The organism is Spirosoma flavus, from assembly GCF_054778555.1.
In genome coordinates, this window is record NZ_BAAGZL010000002.1 from 1,117,486 (window position 1) to 1,135,616 (window position 18,131).

The 18,131-nt window shown below is 48.2% G+C and carries 13 protein-coding genes; 3 read left to right on the forward strand and 10 right to left on the reverse strand.

Going from position 1 to position 18,131, the window contains the following annotated elements; genetic code table 11:
• Positions 1 to 3: 3 nt before the first annotated feature.
• From ACYVF1_RS13535 to ACYVF1_RS13580, 10 genes are all read right to left on the reverse strand, one after another.
• Positions 4 to 3,387, reverse strand: coding sequence for a VCBS repeat-containing protein (locus tag ACYVF1_RS13535; RefSeq protein WP_461079536.1), 3,384 nt, complete (start codon positions 3,385 to 3,387; stop codon positions 4 to 6).
• A gap of 92 nt (positions 3,388 to 3,479) precedes the next feature.
• Complete coding sequence (locus ACYVF1_RS13540) at positions 3,480 to 5,330, reverse strand: RagB/SusD family nutrient uptake outer membrane protein (RefSeq protein ID WP_461079538.1); 1,851 nt, start codon at positions 5,328 to 5,330, stop codon at positions 3,480 to 3,482.
• 13 nt (positions 5,331 to 5,343) lie between these two features.
• A complete protein-coding gene (locus ACYVF1_RS13545) occupies positions 5,344 to 8,589 on the reverse strand; it encodes a SusC/RagA family TonB-linked outer membrane protein (RefSeq protein WP_461079540.1) in 3,246 nt (1,081 codons plus the stop codon).
• A 230-nt stretch (positions 8,590 to 8,819) separates the two neighbouring features.
• Positions 8,820 to 10,928, reverse strand: coding sequence for an ATP-dependent DNA helicase RecG (gene recG / locus ACYVF1_RS13550; protein ID WP_461079542.1), 2,109 nt, complete (start codon positions 10,926 to 10,928; stop codon positions 8,820 to 8,822).
• An 86-nt stretch (positions 10,929 to 11,014) separates the two neighbouring features.
• Positions 11,015 to 12,439: a DUF5723 family protein gene (locus ACYVF1_RS13555; protein WP_461079544.1), complete on the reverse strand. Its 1,425-nt coding sequence runs from the start codon at positions 12,437 to 12,439 to the stop codon at positions 11,015 to 11,017.
• A 288-nt stretch (positions 12,440 to 12,727) separates the two neighbouring features.
• A complete protein-coding gene (locus tag ACYVF1_RS13560) occupies positions 12,728 to 13,330 on the reverse strand; it encodes a NifU family protein (RefSeq protein WP_461079546.1) in 603 nt (200 codons plus the stop codon).
• A 131-nt stretch (positions 13,331 to 13,461) separates the two neighbouring features.
• Positions 13,462 to 13,806, reverse strand: a complete 345-nt coding sequence (rpmA, locus tag ACYVF1_RS13565; protein ID WP_461079548.1) for a 50S ribosomal protein L27 — start codon at positions 13,804 to 13,806, stop codon at positions 13,462 to 13,464.
• A 100-nt stretch (positions 13,807 to 13,906) separates the two neighbouring features.
• On the reverse strand, positions 13,907 to 14,224 hold the full coding sequence (gene rplU, locus ACYVF1_RS13570; protein WP_461079550.1) for a 50S ribosomal protein L21: 318 nt from the start codon (positions 14,222 to 14,224) through the stop codon (positions 13,907 to 13,909).
• Between the two features lie 127 nt (positions 14,225 to 14,351).
• Entirely contained in the window at positions 14,352 to 15,113 is a 762-nt protein-coding gene (locus ACYVF1_RS13575; protein WP_461079552.1) for an HpcH/HpaI aldolase family protein, read from the reverse strand.
• Between the two features lie 113 nt (positions 15,114 to 15,226).
• Positions 15,227 to 16,129, reverse strand: a complete 903-nt coding sequence (locus ACYVF1_RS13580) for a histone deacetylase family protein (protein WP_461080752.1) — start codon at positions 16,127 to 16,129, stop codon at positions 15,227 to 15,229.
• A 134-nt stretch (positions 16,130 to 16,263) separates the two neighbouring features.
• Here ACYVF1_RS13580 and ACYVF1_RS13585 point away from each other — a divergent pair, with 134 nt between their 5' ends.
• From ACYVF1_RS13585 to ACYVF1_RS13595, 3 genes are all read left to right on the forward strand, one after another.
• Positions 16,264 to 17,013 (forward strand): SDR family oxidoreductase, encoded by a 750-nt coding sequence (locus ACYVF1_RS13585; RefSeq protein WP_461079554.1) that lies wholly within the window; start codon positions 16,264 to 16,266, stop codon positions 17,011 to 17,013.
• A gap of 130 nt (positions 17,014 to 17,143) precedes the next feature.
• Positions 17,144 to 17,584: a hypothetical protein gene (locus ACYVF1_RS13590; RefSeq protein ID WP_461079556.1), complete on the forward strand. Its 441-nt coding sequence runs from the start codon at positions 17,144 to 17,146 to the stop codon at positions 17,582 to 17,584.
• A 105-nt stretch (positions 17,585 to 17,689) separates the two neighbouring features.
• Positions 17,690 to 18,010 (forward strand): hypothetical protein, encoded by a 321-nt coding sequence (locus ACYVF1_RS13595; protein WP_461079558.1) that lies wholly within the window; start codon positions 17,690 to 17,692, stop codon positions 18,008 to 18,010.
• The last annotated feature ends 121 nt before the right edge of the window (positions 18,011 to 18,131 follow it).

The following is an 18,131-nucleotide window of genomic DNA, read 5'->3' on the forward strand; positions in this document are numbered from 1 at the left end:
CTATCATTTAAGTTGATACGCTCGTACCGCCTGCTGATTAATTCCGAAAAGAATTGATTGCCCAACAGGCAGTGCCGATCGCACATCGCCCGTGAGCTGGAAGCCCGATTGTGCCTGAGGAATAGCCCTAAAATTACCTTTACCGTCACCACGTAGCAGCAGGCCGTAATTGGCATCAGCCCGGCCGAAACGTAGCCGTGCCTGGAGTGTATTACCACAAAGCAGCAAGTCTTTGTGGCCGTCTTTATTATAATCTAGAGTTGTAACTGTAAAAACTGGAGACATTTGCGCAGCCACTGGAAGTGGCTTTTCCACAAATTTCCCGTCGGACGTACTGACGAACAACGTTGTCTGTAACTGAGTGGCTGTTAACCGCTGCGCATCCTTCAACTCCTCTTCTTTGAACACGTCGGTTAACGTAGCATTGGAATATTTGTCATAATCGGTGAACCGAGAACGTAGCATTCCAACTTGATCGAGCAGTTCATCGCGGGTGGCATGGGGATAGCTTTTGCCCTGCACGTACAGACAAAGAATCGGGTCAATTTTCCCATTGTTGTCGAAGTCTTTGTATACCAGCTCGGCGGGTTCCGAATCGCTGGCGCGGCACTGTGTATTCAACCCCTGATTGCCAATCACCAAATCAGGCCGACCATCGCCGTTTACATCATCGACAAGCAATTTGTTCCACCAGCCCCGATACTCTTTTGTGAAATAATTTTTCGTTTGGTCAGTCAATTGCTTACCTGTCCAACTCAGTACCGTAACGGGCATCCATTCCCCAACGACAACTAATTCAGGCTTTTTATCGGCATTTAAATCAACCCAGGCGGCATCAGTCACCATACCGAGGGTCGATAACAAAGGAGCCAACGTTGCCGTCTGATCCGTAAATCGACCGGTACCGTCATTGACGAGCAGGTAACTTTTGGGCGTTTCGGGGTAGCGACCCGGCACCACGCGACCACCGACAAATAGATCGGGTTTACCATCGCCATTGACATCTGTTGCGCGCACGCAGCCTGTACTTGTCAAAATCGCGGGAAGTGCCGACGGACTACGGATAAACTTCCCTTTTCCATCGTTCAGGTAAAGACGATCCTGTAAGCGAGGGTCGTTCAACTGCAAATCACCGTAACCGCCACTACACACGTATAAATCGGGTTTATTATCGGCATTAACATCGACAAAGATGGCATCGGCATTGTTGCTGGCTTTATCAGTCTCGAAAGCGGGTTGGGGCAGTCTGGCAAATTGGCCCGACGCCTGCTGAATAAACAACCCCGCAGCCTGACCGCCACTTCCACCCACAAAAACATCCTCCCGGCCATCGCCATTAACGTCCGCCTTAGCCATACAAGGTCCGTTAAATGACTGAGCATTAATCAGTAGCGGCTGCCGTTTAAAATCGTTTAACGAAGTACTCGGATCAGAAAAAGCAATCGGTGATTTCACTTCCTGAAAAACAGAGGTCGTGGCAGCTGGCGCGCGATACGTAGCGGATGCCTCCGATTCTTTCAGCGTTACTAATTGATCGGCTTTTACGTTGTTCAACACCTGCTGCTTGCCGGTGGGCCAAACGATACGTAGCGTATCAATGTCGGAATTGCTCCCTAACCCGAAATGCAATCGTTGTGATACGTTCGATTGATAACCCTGCGTCGGCATTTGTTCAACGTACTGCTGTCTGCCTGAACGATAGATGGTTACCCTAGCCCCAATGCCCTGTGTGTTAGGTTTATTGCCTTCCAGTTTGATGTTCAGATAATGGTGTTTGAGCTCTTTATTGGCTTCGTTTCGAAAAATAAAAGCGGGCTGATTGGTATTGTTGACAACCAAATCAAGATCGCCGTCATTGTCGAGGTCGGCGTAGGCGGCTCCGGTGCTGTTAGAGGTTTGAGTAAGGCCCCAGGCAGCACCGCTGTTCATAAACGTAACTTCGTTACCCGATGCCGACGTATCGCCCATCCGGTTGCGGAAAGCGTAATTCGCTACGTTCGATGCCGGCATTTTGTGCACCAGCGACAATACGTCCTCGCGAGTTGGATTGGTTGGCCGATTGTGCATAAAGTCGTTCATGAATTTCAGAAAATCCATGTTCGTGTAATCGCGCACGTAGCCGTTCGTTACGTAGAGGTCTTTCCAGCCGTCGTTGTCATAGTCGGCCAGAAGCGGAGACCAACTCCAGTCGGTATTCGAAATTCCTGCCAGTTGACCCACTTCGCTATACGTTGGCACACTGAGTCCATCGCTACGTTTGGTACTGTTGCCGTTGCTGATATGCAGCATATTCCGCATGTTCTGGTGATAAAATCCAGACTGCACAGCGAGCGCATATTTATCATAATTATCAGGCGCCAGCAGGAGTTTTTGTCGCCGATTGTCTTCGGGCAGCATATCCAAGGTCAGGATGTCAGGCTGAGCGTCGTTGTTTACGTCGGCGACGGCATTTCCCATCGAGAAGTTAGAGGTATGTCCCACGCTCATTTTGAGCATGTCGCGAAAATGCCCTTTCTGGTCATTAACGTATAGGTAATCAGGCACACCGTAATCATTCGACACGTAAAGGTCTGGCCAGCCATCGCCATTTACATCAGATACGCCCGCACCGAGGCCATACGTTAACGCCGAGCTGCTCAGGCCACTTTTCTCCGTTACGTCTTCAAAGTGATTATTGGTGTTTTTATACAGCCGAACGCCAATTTCTGCATTCGATTCTTTCATTAACGAAGCCGTTGCTCCGGGCTCTAAAATAGGTAACAGCCGCGGGTTATGATTTAGTTGAAACAGATCCAGATCGCCGTCACGGTCGTAGTCGAAGAAGACGCCCTGCGTACTTTGTCGGGGTTGATTGAGACCAAATTCGGCTGTTTTGTCCGTAAAATGAGGAATTCCGTTTGCATCGGGGCCATCGTTGATAAACAGCTCCGGAGTACGGTTCTCGGGACGTATCGTTCCCGAATGAGAGACGTATAAATCCAATCGACCGTCGCCATTGACATCGGCCATGGTCACGCCGGTTTTCCAAGGCCCTTCTCGACCCGCTACGCCCGCCTTATCCGTTACGTCGACGAAATGCATGTTGCCCTTATTAAGGTATAGCTGATTGGGCGTCATGTTGGACGTAAAGTATAGATCCTCAAGTCCGTCATTATTGATATCGCCAATAGCTACTCCTCCCCCATTGTAGAAATACTCGTACATCAATACGTTGGTATTGAGGCCTTCCAGCAGGTTATTACTGAATAAAACGCCGGTAGAATCGGGAGAAAGTAGTGTAAATAACGGCGGCCCAGATGCCGACGCCGACGGGTCCGTTGACGTAGTATTATGGCAGCTAATGAGGGTAATTCCAGCGAATAAAGCGAATGACAGTAGCGATTTCACGAAAGCCGTGTTTACAATTATTCTTTAAAAATAAATCAAAAATGCCAGCACCCATAAGTACTGGCATTTTTGTACTAATAAGGTACGGTGGATTAGTATCCGGGGTTCTGAACCAGTTTGTTATTCCGGTTTATCTCATCGCGGCTAATCGGCAGGAAGTAGATTTTGTCGCTCCACTTCCGGTTTTCCTTACCCGTGCCCAAATCCTGCACTTTATACGTATAGTCGTAATTTTCTTTACTGTACCGATACGTAGTGACGGATTTGCCCGGCTTGAGTTTTCCCGTTACGATAATTATCTGGGCCTGCTTACCTAAAGCGGTAGGCGCAATCATCCAACGCCGGACGTCATAGAAGCGCTGATCTTCGAACAGCATTTCGATGTTACGTTCGTTTTGATAACGTGTCAATAGTGCCGTGCCGGTTTCGGTGATGGCTGGCATACCGGCCCGGAAGCGAACTTTGTTGATCCAGGCTTTCGCTTCGGCTTCTTCGCCCAACATCATACACGCTTCCGCATAGTTGAACACAACCTCCGTAAAACGAATCTGAATGGAGGGTACCTCCTGCCGGATATTCATATCAACAAGGGTTGGATCTGGATCCATGAACTTACGAATTGCATAACCGGTCCAGGTTCCGTTCCAGTTTTCAATAGAACTATTGCGGGTATCCAAGCCTGAAAATTTGGTCGGACTTGCCGAGCTACCAACCTCATATTCACCCATTTGAATTTCACCAGCCGGATCAATACCAGCGCCATCGGGCGTACGGGGCTTCCATTTAGAGCCATCGTACATAATAGACTGGTAGAAACGTGGGTCACGATTTTCGTAAGGTGCTGCGGCATGAGCAGGTTTGCTCCAGTCGAATTTCGTACCATCCATCATTTCGTAGCTATCAACCAGTTGCTGCGTCGGTTCGCTCGACGTCCAGCCGTGGTAACCGTTGGGCATGTTGTTACGTGGATACCAGGAACCCCAGTCGTCGAACGAAGCACGGATGTAGTATTTCAGGAAAATACCATCGGCTTCTCCCCCATTCCGAGACAACGATATGTTCAGGTAATTCTGCTGACCTTCAGCGGCTGTGACGGGTGCTGCCAGGTTCAGTTTATAGCCGTACTGATTCAGATCAATCACTGCTTTTGCCGCATCTTTAGCTTTCTGCCAACGCGCTTTCCGATCGCCACTTACATAACCGAGCAGTTCGGGCTTATCAAAGCTGGCAATCACAGTTGATTTAATTTTCGCCGTTGGAATATCGTGCAGGTCACTGGCGGCATACAGCAGCACCCGTGCTTTCAGGGCTAAAGCGGCTCCATACGTAGCACGTCCGGCTGCTAGGGTTTTGCCCTTCAGCAGAATAGCGGCAGAATCAAGATCGCTCACAATGAAATTTACACATTCCTCATACGTATTACGAGGCACCGTAAAATCGGCTTCATTCAGCGCATAGGGCGATTTAATGAGGGGAATACCACCATAATAACGTAGCAACTGATTGTAGAAATAGCCCCGCATGAAGTACATTTCTCCTTTCATACGATCGGCAATTCCGCTTGTATTATCGAACTTAGGCTTTGCCAGGTTAGCCAGCGCAATGTTGGCGGCCCGGATACGGGCATACATCGCACTCCATTCCATCGTCGTTTTCACCGTACCCAGGTTCGAGGGGCTCACGTTTGCTTCGTTTACGTCCTGCTTACCAAAGCTATAAAGAGCGTTATCGGTCTGACAGTCGAAACTCATTTGGTCCAGAATACCATCCCGAAGACCATTGTATACGTCCGTTACGAAGGCCTCTGACAGGTTAGCATCAGACCATACGGCTTCACCCGATACTTTATCTAGCGGTTTCGTATTTAAAAAATCCTGATTACAGGCGCTCATCGTTATTCCTATAACCAGAATAAGCGATAAGCATTTTGTGATATAGTTCATAGATGCGATACGTTTAGAAACTTACAGACAAACCGGTGTTAATGATACGTGCCTGTGGGTAATATTGCCCGTTCGTAGAGTTCGACGAAGCACTGGCGCCACTGGTCGACTCAGGGTCAAGGATGCCTTTCATCGCTGGCGAGTACGTTGCCAGGTTCAATGCATTGACATAAACACGCAGGTTAGTCAGGCCAATTTTGTTACCAATGTTTGCCGGTAAAGTATAGCCTAGCTCAAGGTTTTTCAGACGGACGTAATCGGTGCTTTTCATCCAGTACGTAGTACCGTTCGAGAAGTACTGATTGCTACGGTCAACGATACGTGGGTCAACTGTGCTTGGGTTATCGACCGTCCAGCGGTGATCGTAGTTGTATTTCAGGAAGTTCCCGATTGTTCCCGACTCCGTTTGCAGGAAGATCTGACCACCTGTCGAGGCCTGAATCAGCACCGTAAAGTCGAAGTTTTTCCACCGCAGATTACCATTGAAACCGCCCTGGAAACGAGGTTGGTTGTTGCGATCAGCCCGAACGCGGTCGTTACCGTCGATTTTACCGTTACCGTCGATATCTTTCAGACGCATATCGCCAGGACGTAGCAGACTAGCACCCACGCCACTGTAATCAATTTTATTAGCATCGATTTCGGCCTGGGTCGCAAAAATACCGTCGTATTGATACATCAACGTACCGTTAGCCTGGTTGGGGTCGTTTACGTTACTCGGAATTGGTTTTCCCGTCGAACGCTGCCACTCAGGCGCACCCGGCGTTTCGTCCCAGAACGTAATTTCGTTTTTGGCATAGCCGCCATTTACGCTGACGCTATATTTAAAATCGCCAGCCTGGCCATTGTAACCAATGTTGAATTCATAACCCCGGTTAGAGACTTTACCGATGTTCGTTGCAGGCAACGTAGCACCCGTTGTCTGTGGAACCGATGCGCTTTTCCGCCACAGAATGTTCGACCGTTTGTTCATGAATACGTCGAACTCGAAGAAGATTTTACCATTGAGGGCAGAGCCTTCCAGACCAATGTCCGTGTTGTTAGCAACCTCCCAGGTAAGCGACGTATTAGGTACGCCGTTCTCGTACAGGGTTTTACCAACCTGCCCGCCTACTACGTATCCCCAGTTGGCGTTCACAGGATCGCCATAGGCATAGGTTGGCAGGTAATCGTATTCACGTAATGCGTCGTTGAAATAAACCTGGTCGTTACCCAATTGTCCCCAAGATGCGCGCAGTTTGAGTGAGCTGATGGCAGGAATGTTTTTCTTGAAGAAATTCTCTTCGGAAATGCGCCAGCCAGCCGATACGCCAGGGAAGAAACCCCAACGGCTATTGACCGGGAACATGTAGGAACCATCGTACCGCCACAGGAATTCGGCCAGATATTTTTCTTTGAAGTTATAGCCTGCCCGACCAAAGTAGCTCATCCGGGCGCGTTCCCAGGCAGCCGTTGTATTACTGTTTTTCTCAGCATCGCCCCCCGCAAACAACTGATCGACAGCCGTTGACGCAAAATACTTACGATACCCGGAGAAACCGGCCGAATTGGATTGTTCTTTTGTAATACCCGCTAATAACGTAACAGCATGATCGCCCGCAAAGGTGTGATCGTATGACAGAATACCCGACAGCAGCGAGTTGAACTGGTCATTGGTATACTGGTTCAGCGTTGCCTGGGCAGGTCCTTTGGCAACACGGGTCAGCACCGGCTGTTTGTTCGCATCGTAGGACGTATAATCCCAGCTGTAAACGTACCAGGGTGTTTGCCAGGTTTTGCCTTGCTGTATGTATTTGTCAAAAGCCACGCTACCAGTAAATTTAAGTCCTGGTACCCAAGGGTTTGTGACATTTACACTAGCATTACTTTGCAGATAATAGCGCGTGTCGCGGTTATAGCCAGTTGCACTGGTTGTCACCAACACGGGTTGCTGGCCGTTTTCAATATCAGGAGCGGGCAAACCATTGGGCCAGAAAGCAGGCTTATTCGGATAACCGCGCATTAACATCCGGAAAATATCACCAGCGCCAACCGTTGGGAAAAAGCGATTTTCCTGACGACCTACTACGCCAATTACTGTACTGATATGCTTGCTGATTTTCGCATCCAGATTCAGGCGGAAGTCGTATTGCTTATAACCCGTTGCCGAATTTTTGTAATAGGCATCCTGGTTCTGATAATTAGCAGAAGCCAGATATTTGATGTTTTCACCCCCGCCATTTAGCTGGATGGTATGCCGAGACTGTGGCGACCAGGGCTTTAATGCAGCGGAAAACCAATCGGTATTCGGGTATTTCCAGGGGTCAGAACCATCCTGAAATTTCTTGATTTCATCGGGTGTGAAAGCAGCCTTGGCAATAGCCCCATTGTCGGGACGGGTATACGTACCGGTTGTATTGAAGGCGTCTAGTGCTGGTTTCCAATACTGCGAAGGCAGGTTATAAGCATTGATCTCGTTATTTATCTGCGCATACTCAGCAGCCGACGCCATTTGTGGAAGAACGGTTGGTTGCGCCCAGCCCTGGTTAAAATTATAGGTCAACTCAGGTTTACCCGTTTTACCACGCTTGGTAGTTACCAGGATAACACCATTGGCAGCCCGCGAACCGTAAATAGCAGCCGACGCATCTTTCAAAACAGAAATGCTTTCGATGTCGGCCGGATTCAGTCGGTCAATACCCCCCGCCCGTGCAGGAACACCGTCGATTACAATCAGAGCGTCGTTGTTTCCAAGTGTGTTTGCGCCACGAATCCGAATGGCAGAACCATCGTAACCAGGCTCACCACTGCGGTTTGTAGCAATTACGCCCGGCATCCGTCCAGCGATTGAGTTGGTTAAGTTAACGGCTGGCGATTTAACTAGTTCCTGACCTTTAACTGTTGCTACTGAACCCGTTACTGTTTCTTTCTTTTGTTCACCATAACCTACTACAATAACTTCATTCAACATTTTGTTGTCTGTAGCTAACGTAATGTTAATAGCATCCCGGTTGTTAATAGGAACCTCCTGGCTCGTATAACCGATGAATGAGTAAATCAACGTAGCGGTTTTGTTCGGCACATTCAATCCATAGGTACCATCTGCCGACGAAACGGTACCTGTTGTTGTTCCTTTCACCACAATACTCACCCCGGGTAAGCCCTGGCCCTGGTCGTCGATCACCTTTCCGGTAACTCTTGACTGAGCCATTGCACTAACAGTTCCCAAAAGGGTAAGCAAAAGCATCAGGCCGAATGAGTTCCGACCAAGTCGATTCATTCGGTTTCGGAAGGTGTCCCTATTTATCTTATGGACCCTTTGGTTAGTAGATTGATTTTGCATAAACTTTATACGGTCTAGTAAGCGTAATTACTCGTATAAAGTCACAGTTACCGTATTATTACTTAGCCTTTTTTAACCAATGGTTACTCTTTTTTGATAATACTACTATTTAAACTTGCTTTTTTCCTATCGAAAAAACGGTATCAGTATATTCCTTAAGTAGTAACTTAACTAATCCGACCCCAGTTACTTTCGGTCTTTTTCAGACTATCGACATGATTGCGGATAGGCGCGTGTTCAGGAAGCAGTAATTCAGGATCTTCCATTAAAATCGCCTGGGCCGATTCGCGGGCGGCTGTCAATATGGGCGCATCTTTGGCTAAGTCGGCAATCATCAGGTCCATAACTCCGCTTTGTTGTGTGCCCGTCAGATCGCCGGGGCCACGTAGCTGGAGATCTACATCAGCAATTTCGAAACCATTATTAGTACGTACCATCGTTTCCAGGCGCGTACGCGTATCACTACTCAATTTATAACCCGTCATCATGACACAGTACGACTGGTCGGCTCCCCGGCCAACACGCCCCCGCAACTGATGCAGCTGCGATAGGCCGAATCGCTCGGCACTTTCGATGACCATAACGCTGGCATTCGGTACGTTTACACCCACCTCAATTACTGTCGTCGCCACCAGAATCTGCGTTTCGTTTTTCAAAAACCGCTTCATCTCGTCGTCTTTTTCATAGGGCAGCATCTTGCCGTGTAAGATCCCGATCTCATATTTAGGCCGGGGGAACGCGCGTTGCATGCTTTCGTAGCCATCCATCAAGTCTTTGTAATCCAGCTTTTCGGATTCCTCAATCAATGGATAAACTACGTACACCTGCCGTCCCAATTCAATCTGCTGGCGCATAAAACCAAACACCTCGGAGCGGTGCTTATCGTACTTATGCACTGTTTTGATGGGTTTTCGCCCTTTGGGAAGTTCGTCAATAACCGATACGTCCAGATTACCGTAAAGGGTCATGGCCAAGGTCCGGGGAATGGGCGTGGCCGTCATCACCAGAATGTGCGGGGGAACCACTTCGTTTTTACGCCACAGCTTGGCCCGCTGTGCAACGCCAAAACGGTGCTGCTCGTCAATAATGCACAAGCCCAGGTTTTTGTATTGCACCGCATCCTCAAGCAAAGCGTGCGTGCCAACCAGAATGTGCATTTTTCCCGATTGGAGTTCCTCGTGCAGAACGGTACGTCGTTTTTTATTGGTCGAGCCAGTCAGGATGCCGAGATTCAAGCCCATCGCATCAGCAAATGGCTTAAGTCCGTTGTAATGTTGGTCGGCCAGGATTTCGGTGGGCGCCATCAGGCAGGCTTGTGCGCCATTGCCAATGGCCAGCAGGCAGGCAATAAACGCCACAATAGTTTTACCACTACCTACGTCGCCCTGAAGCAGTCGGTTCATCTGCTTACCCGTCAGAAAATCGGCGTAGACTTCCCGAATTACGCGCTGTTGCGCCCCCGTCAACTCAAAAGGCAGCAGTTCATTGTAGAAATGCTTCATGAGCGACGTATCACGGAAAATCTGACCCGGAAACTCCTCTTTCTGAATGAGTTTGTTTTTAATCAGCCGCAACTGATTGTAAAACAGTTCCTCAAATTTTAGCCGACGCTGTGCCTGTTTTAGCCAACCCTGGTTCTGCGGCAGATGAATATTCCAGATGGCTTCCCGTTTGCCAATCAACCGGAATTTTTCCACCAGCGAAGCCGGCAGCGTTTCGTGAATGTGCGGCCACGATTGCTCCAGCAGTACGCGCATCACTTTGGCGATGGCTTTGCTGTCGAGATGGCGTTTGCGAAGTTTTTCGGTTAAGTTATAGACTGGAAAGAAACCCGCTTCCTGCTCCGAGCCAGTTGCCAGGTTTTCCAGTTCCGGATGAACGATGCTGAATTGACCGTTGAACGACTGCGGTTTTCCATAAGCAATGTATTCGCCATCGCGCCGAAGTATTTTCTCGAGATATGTAATGCTCTGGAACCAGACCAGACTCATAGAGCCGGTACCATCCTGGAACGTAGCAACCAAGCGTTTTTTAGGCCCTTCGCCTTCCAGATACCAGTCACGAACCCGGCCCCGAATCTGCGCCGATGGCATCGAATCCATTAATTCGCTGATGGTGTAATACCGACTTCGGTCGTCGTAGCGAAAGGGGTAGTACTGGATCAGGTCGCCGTAAGTGAACAGGTTTAGCTCTTTGTTGAGCAATTCCGTTCGCTGAGGGCCTAAGCCTTTCAAATAAAGAAGCGGTGTATCAAAAAAAGTAGCTCGTTCGGTCATGACGGGCCGGGTCTGTTGTGACCATCAAATCCAATTTATCGCGGGATTTGACCAAAAATACGCATTTTTTGGGAAAGACTGTTACGTTATTCTTCTACTTCACCAATGCCAAAAGACAGTCCGGCGTAAACATCTAAGCCACGTGGAGAAATGCCGTTTGAACGATCCCCTAGTAATCCCAACAAATTATCCGTACCCAGCCAGGCCGGACCAACACGTAGTGAAGCCCCCGCCGTGAATCCTTTGTTCAGGTAGGCAAACGGCACGGCAATACCCAGCCAGCGCTTATCAAATCGGGGCGTAATAGCTAATATACTTGGCTGGTGAATCGCCATTGCGGCCGTTGACCGTACATCCTGTAGATACATCACATTCACTCCCAAACCCGCTGGCACCTGATAATCAAGTGTTGCGTTCAACGACGTAGGTAAACCTGCCTGAAAACTAGTTTTATCAGGACTACGACCCGTATTTAATTTGTTCTGAATAATCCGTACGATGTCGAGGCTACCATTAAGATTGTTAAAATCGTTGCTCCGGAAACGCACCGGATTCTGTCCAATGTTGGCGTAACTGTATGATTCGCCTTTATAAGTTAAACCACCAATATCGTTTAAAGCCACTCCCAGACGTAGCGCCGGGCTGTCAGCATCATACTGCTTGAGGTACGTGAAACCCAAATCGAAGCCAAAGCCACGACCGGGCGAGGCCGTACTCAACAAATTCGGGATGGAAAGACTGCGATTTTGCAGGAACGTAGTGTAATTCAACGTAGCGTCGAGCTGGTTCACCTCCAGAAAGGCATTGTTTGGGTTATTCGGGTCGGTGGAGATACGATACTGCATGCCCCGATTAATAAGTTGCTGTGCGTTATAGCCGAGAAGCAGTTTAGCAGTCGCGCCAAGGAGCAGCTTTTGGCCTTCCCCATCATCCCAAACGGTACCTGCATACGTAAAGCCCAACTCAGCATACGTATTAGTATTGGCACTGAACTGATTGTTGTTTGCCGGGATGCCGTAAAGCGCCCCATCGCCTAGTCCGGCACGAACAGCCGATAGCAACGACTCAGACGCACCAACAATCTGACCAACCGCTCGGAACCGGGTTGTAATGGCAATTGCACTACGTTCGCCCAAACGCGCCAAAAAAGCGGGGCCGCGTATTTCGCCCGCCAGTGTACCGTTTTTGGGGCTACCATCCAGAATTTCACGGGTATAGCTTGTTTCGAAATGCACAGAACCGTCCGAGTTTCGGTACTGGTTTGGTACGTTCCCGCTGATCAGCGTCAGAAATGAAAAGGGTGCCTGATATCGAACGTAGTTATTATTGGCGTGAAGATTCACCGTCCCAATGTTCAGATAAAATTTGCTTGGAGAATCGGCCGCTAACGATGGATTAATATAAAGCCGATTGGTTCCGCCGTAGCGACTTGTTGAAATTCCCAGCAGGTTCTGGGCGAAAAGAGAAGTAGTTCCTAAAAGAAACAGCCCTGCACATACTAAATACTTCATGTAGTAAATAAGTCAATTGGCGCGATATTGTTCAGATTCACCGTCTCGCCTACCTATAGACGTATCATACCGTACTACGTTACTTTCCTGAAGGGCACGCTACGTAGTAAAATTGGCAGAACGATTTTCTGTCTCACGACGGAGAAATTCCTGCAAAAGAAACGCCACTACGTCGGCGGCATTGGCTAGAAATGAATTTTCTTTTTAAACGGTAGGAAAAAGCAGAGACAGGGCATGCCCTGTCTCCTATGCGTCAGCAATAAAACCATCTGAATGGCAATTCTATAATTATACTCCTTCGGCTTCTACCAGTTTCACTTCGGGAACCAGGCGGGTCAGTAGGTTCTCAATACCAGCTTTCAACGTTAACGTTGAGGATGGGCAGCCACTGCACGAGCCTTGCAGAAGCACTTTCACCGTGCCGCTGGGTTCATCGAACGAGTAAAAGCTGATAGCGCCACCGTCAGATTCGACGGCGGGTTTGATGTACTGATCCAATACCGCTTTGATTTTCTGCACAGTTTCGGAGTCCATATCCAGCTTGGTGGTATTGGCATCCATTGTCCGTTGGGCAAAAACAGGCTTCTGTTCAGCAAAGTATTCTTTCAGAAAAAGCTTTACTTCGAACAGTACATCGTCCCACTCAGTTTCGTCGTCTTTGGTAACGGTTACAAAATTACCCGAGATGAACACCCGACGAACGAAATCAAAGCCGAACAGAGCAACGGCTAACGGCGACGCTTTACCGTCGAGCAGAGCATCACCCGGTGTAGCGTAGTCGAACGAAAGACCAGCCGGAACAAGCTCAAAACTGACTACGAACTTCATCGAGTTCGGGTTGGGACTTCCTTCTGTAAAGATTGATACAGGGCGGCTTAATGTCGGATTCATATCGAAATGTATGCGGTCAAGATTCGTTTGCAGTTACTAGGTAACACCCCAATTATTTTTTTAGTTTTTTGCCACAAAAAAACCCGCCAGATTGAGTCTGACGGGTAAATTCATGTCAATAGACGTAGCGATTAAGCTTCTGCAGCTTCTTCTTTAGCTGCTTTCTTCGGAGCCGCTTTTTCTTCAGCTACTGCAACGGGAGCCACTTCTACCGTTGAAGGACCAGCTGGAATAATATCTACGTAAGACCGGCTATCGCGACCAGGACGGAACTTAACTGTACCATCAACCAGAGCAAACAGGGTATAATCTTTACCCAAACCAACATTTCTGCCGGGGTGGTGTTTTGTGCCGCGCTGGCGGACAATAATATTGCCAGCAATCGCCGACTGGCCGCCGAACAGTTTGACACCTAAGCGTTTGCTTATCGAGTCACGGCCGTTTTTGGAACTACCTACACCTTTCTTGTGTGCCATTTTTTTAAGAAGTTGTCAAGTTTTACCGTTGTAGAGTTATAAAGTTGGTTTCACGCAGGGCAAAACTTGACAACTATATAACTTTTCAACTTTATAACTTTTAGAGAGTAATATCTTCAATGAGAACCTTCGTCAAATATTGACGGTGGCCATTTTTCTTTTTGTATCCTTTCCGGCGTTTCTTCTTGAAGACGAGTACTTTTTCGCCTTTCAGGTGTTCGACGATTTTGGCCGATACTGTTGCGCCTGCAACAGTCGGAGCACCGATGCTAATGCTCCCTTCGTTGTCAACAAGGAGAACTTTCACCTTGTCGGAGGCAAGTGCAGCGTCCACGTCGCCCTCTAACCGGTGGGTATAGATAGAGCGTCCTTTCTGGATCTTGAATTGCTGCCCTGCGATCTCTACGATTGCGTACATTGTGTTTTGTATGAATTTGGAAATGAGGGTGCAAAGGTAGAAAAAAAAGATGTATGATGTATGATGTGTGATAAACAAATTCTAAAACAAGAAGCCGGATTATCTAGAAACCCGCCATACATCAACCTTACCCTCTTCCTTTCATGAAATCGGTAGAGGCTGCTTTGAGTAACCCTGAGAACGTATTGAGGCAAAATAATACGCCCCGATCAATGAGGGCGCGTGCCTGATCGCCGGTAGCTGCGGTTGTTCCGACAACCAGCCCCGCTTTTTTGATTTTATCAACTACGCCCGCAATGGTACGTTTTACTTCGTCATGGTTAGAACCGTCATGATAACCCATTGACATAGCCAGATCGCGGGGACCAATGACAAAACCATCAACGCCTTCAACACTCAGCAATTGATCCAGATTATCAACGGCTTCCTTGCTTTCGATTTGGGGCAGTACCAACGTTTGCTCATTTGCGAATTCGACGTACTCACCCTGGTTCATTGTTCCCATCAGGTAATCGTTAGCCCGCACAAATCCGAAACCACGCGTACCAATTGGCGGATATTTGACCGCTCTGACAAAAGACTCAAGTTCAGCAACTGTACTGACGCCGGGCAGCATGATTCCCATTACACCCGCGTCGAGAAACTGTAAAATCAGTTTTGGGTCGTTGCTACGTACCCGCGCCAGGGGCGTTATACCACTTACTTCGCAGGCGCGAACAATGTCCAGAACCTGAGCGGTTGTGACGGGGCTGTGTTCCCCATCAATCATATAAAAATCCAGTCCCGAAAAACCACAAAGTTCTGCAATCGTCGGATCGGCACTATTGGCTAATACTCCTAAGACAGGCTGGCCATTTTTTAGCCGTGTTTTTACAATATTCTGCTTCAAGGTGGTAGAGTTATAAAGTTGTAAAGTTACAGAGTTGTAAGGTTATAAAGTTACAGAGTTATATAACTGTCGAACCTACCTTTATGAACCTACAACCGCAACGGCAAATCGCTCTAAAAAAACAAACTCGAAGCGACCCGGAACGTATTACAATGTGCTTCAACAATATCGGCCAGTCGGGGCGAGTAGCCACCACCCATCGAGACAACAATTGGTAATTTGTTACGTTGCGCCTGTTCAAAAACGAACGTATCACGCTGTTTGCAGCCTTCCCGACTTACCTTCAATTTTCCCAACCGATCCGATTCCAGGATGTCGACACCCGAAATGTAAAACAGAAAGTCAGGTTCTTCACGCTGAATCAATTGGGGTAACGTATCATATAATGTGTCCAGATACGTAGCGTCGGCGGTGTTTGTTGGTAATTCAATATCCAGATCAGACTGTTCTTTTTTGAGCGGATAATTATCTTTCCCGTGCATACTGAACGTAAAGACACGCGGCTCCTGCTGAAACATTACCGCAGTTCCGTTGCCTTGATGTACGTCTAAATCAATAATCAGTATCTTCTTCGCCTGCCCATTTTCTAACAAATAATGAGCGGCTACCCCTACGTCGTTCAGCATACAAAACCCTTCGCCCCGGTCAGGGTAAGCGTGATGCGTGCCACCTGCTACGTTCATCGCCACGCCATCTCGACGGGCAATTTGCGTACAGTCAATCGTTCCCTGCGTAATAATCCATTCGCGGTTAATCAGTTCGGGAGTCAGCGGAAAGCCAATCCGACGTACCATGGCAGATGGCACGGTCAGTTCCTTTAGCGATCGAACGTAGTCAGGAGTGTGAACGCCCAAAACCCAATGGTCATCAACCGGCGCGGGCGCAAAAAAATTGGCGTCGGTACAGGTGCCTTCGTACAATAATTGTTCGTAAATCAGTTCGTATTTGAGCATCGGAAACCGGTGACCTTCAGGTAATCGGAGCCGGTAAACTGGCGAAAAAGCAATCTGAAGCATAAAGTCAGCGGGTAAGTTTGCCCTGTCCCGTTCGATAAGGATATGCATTTCTTTAACGCATCCAGGTCATCTTGTGTTACCAATCTGACTCAATCGTTCGTTGTTCAGAAACTTCCAGTACTTATCCAACTCATATGAAAACAGCTATTATCACCGGTGGTGGTCAGGGAATTGGCCGCGTAACCACACAGTATTTATTAACTCACGGCTACCGGGTAGCTATCTGGGAATCAGACACCGACGCTCTGGCCGAACTGCGTGAAGCCTTCAAAGCATCATCGGCCCAGATACTTTTTGTCAGCTGCGACGTATCGAGCGATGCCAACGTCCGCAAGGCCGCCGAACAGACTGTTTCGCACTTCGGCCACATCGACACCCTTATTAACAATGCCGCTATTATGATCGAGCGACCGCTCGACAAACTAACGCTCGAAGAATGGAACCGGGTCATTGGTACGAACCTGACCGGAGCTTTTCTCTGCGCCAAGCATACTGCCGGTTATCTGGCCGCCCAAAAAGGGAGCATTATCAACATCTGCTCAACCCGGGCATTTCAGTCAGAACCTGATACGTTTGCGTATTCGGCTAGTAAAGGCGGTATTCTGGCCCTGACGCATTCGCTGGCCGTTAGTCTTGGCCCCGACGTACGCGTTAATGCCATTAGCCCAGGCTGGATCGACGTATCGGTATTGAAGAAAAAAGCAAAAGCAAAATCTGAAGAGCTCAGCCCCGAAGATCATTTGCAGCATCCGGCGGGGCGCGTTGGTCAGGCCGACGACATCGCCCGTATGATTTTGTTTCTGATTGCTCCCGAAAATAGCTTTATAACCGGTCAGAATTTTGTCGTCGATGGTGGTATGACCCGAAAGATGATTTACGTCTAGGCCAGTACGTTCACTGACCCACTAAAAGTCCTCGGGCCGGTTAATAAGAGTGTGCGAATTTATAACCAATCTGTTGCCATCGAGGTTACTTTTGCAGAACCTATTCGTCATCTCATACACTTTATCTGCTATGGAAATTGAACTCGCCACCGATCTTGCGACAGCGCCCCTGGAAGTCCTTGATCTTCAGGTATCATCTCGTCCAGACATAAACCAATCGTTATTATCGGTTAAAATGCTGTGCCGTCATGACCGAAATACGCGGCAGTGGCAGATGCCGAAACTGACTTGGTATGAGGCCAACCGGCTTCAACGGTTTTCGCGGGAAATGGCGGGCTCAAATCATTCTAAACCATACCGCATGGATTTGATGGATGCTGGTCTACGGTTGACGGGCTCGGTACGTCGGCAGGATGGCCGCTATACAACAGAACGAACGATTCAAATTGAACCATTACCAAGTTCGAAGAATCAGTTTTCGGCCTTTACGATTCACGCATCACGTAACGATATTTTAGCTTACGCTTCAAAATTATACCACCGGCTCTGGGAGGTATTTACACGGGGCTAAACAGGGACACTGAATAATGGTTACTGAATAATGAATAATTGGTGTGTTCAGCACCAATTATTCATTATTCAGTAACCATTATCTTTTTACTTAAATTGATACGTTATGGAAAATGTAAATCAGGATGCCATGCTCAATGAGCAATCGAAAACTTTTAAACCCGATACCGGCGGCCCCATTCAGGTTCCCGACCAAAACGAAATGTTGAATCAGGAATATGACCCAACCGATTTATCGGGCGATGCGAATACAGTCCCGACTACGCCAACGGACGAGCAGGATGCCCAGTCTGGAAATTCGGGCGCAGGAGTAGCTTCGGGCAGTCCCAATATGGAGCCAGATAATCGTAACTATGGTAATGGTGATACGTTGGGGAATAATGACGGCACCGAACCTGATCCGGAAATGACTGACGAAACAAACTAACTAGGTACGTAGCGTTTTACACTACGTCTAAATTAAAGGGGTGATTTATGAGGAGAGGGTCATTGACCTGTTCTCATAAATCACCCTTACTACGTTTTAAAGGGGGAATAACATACCTGCC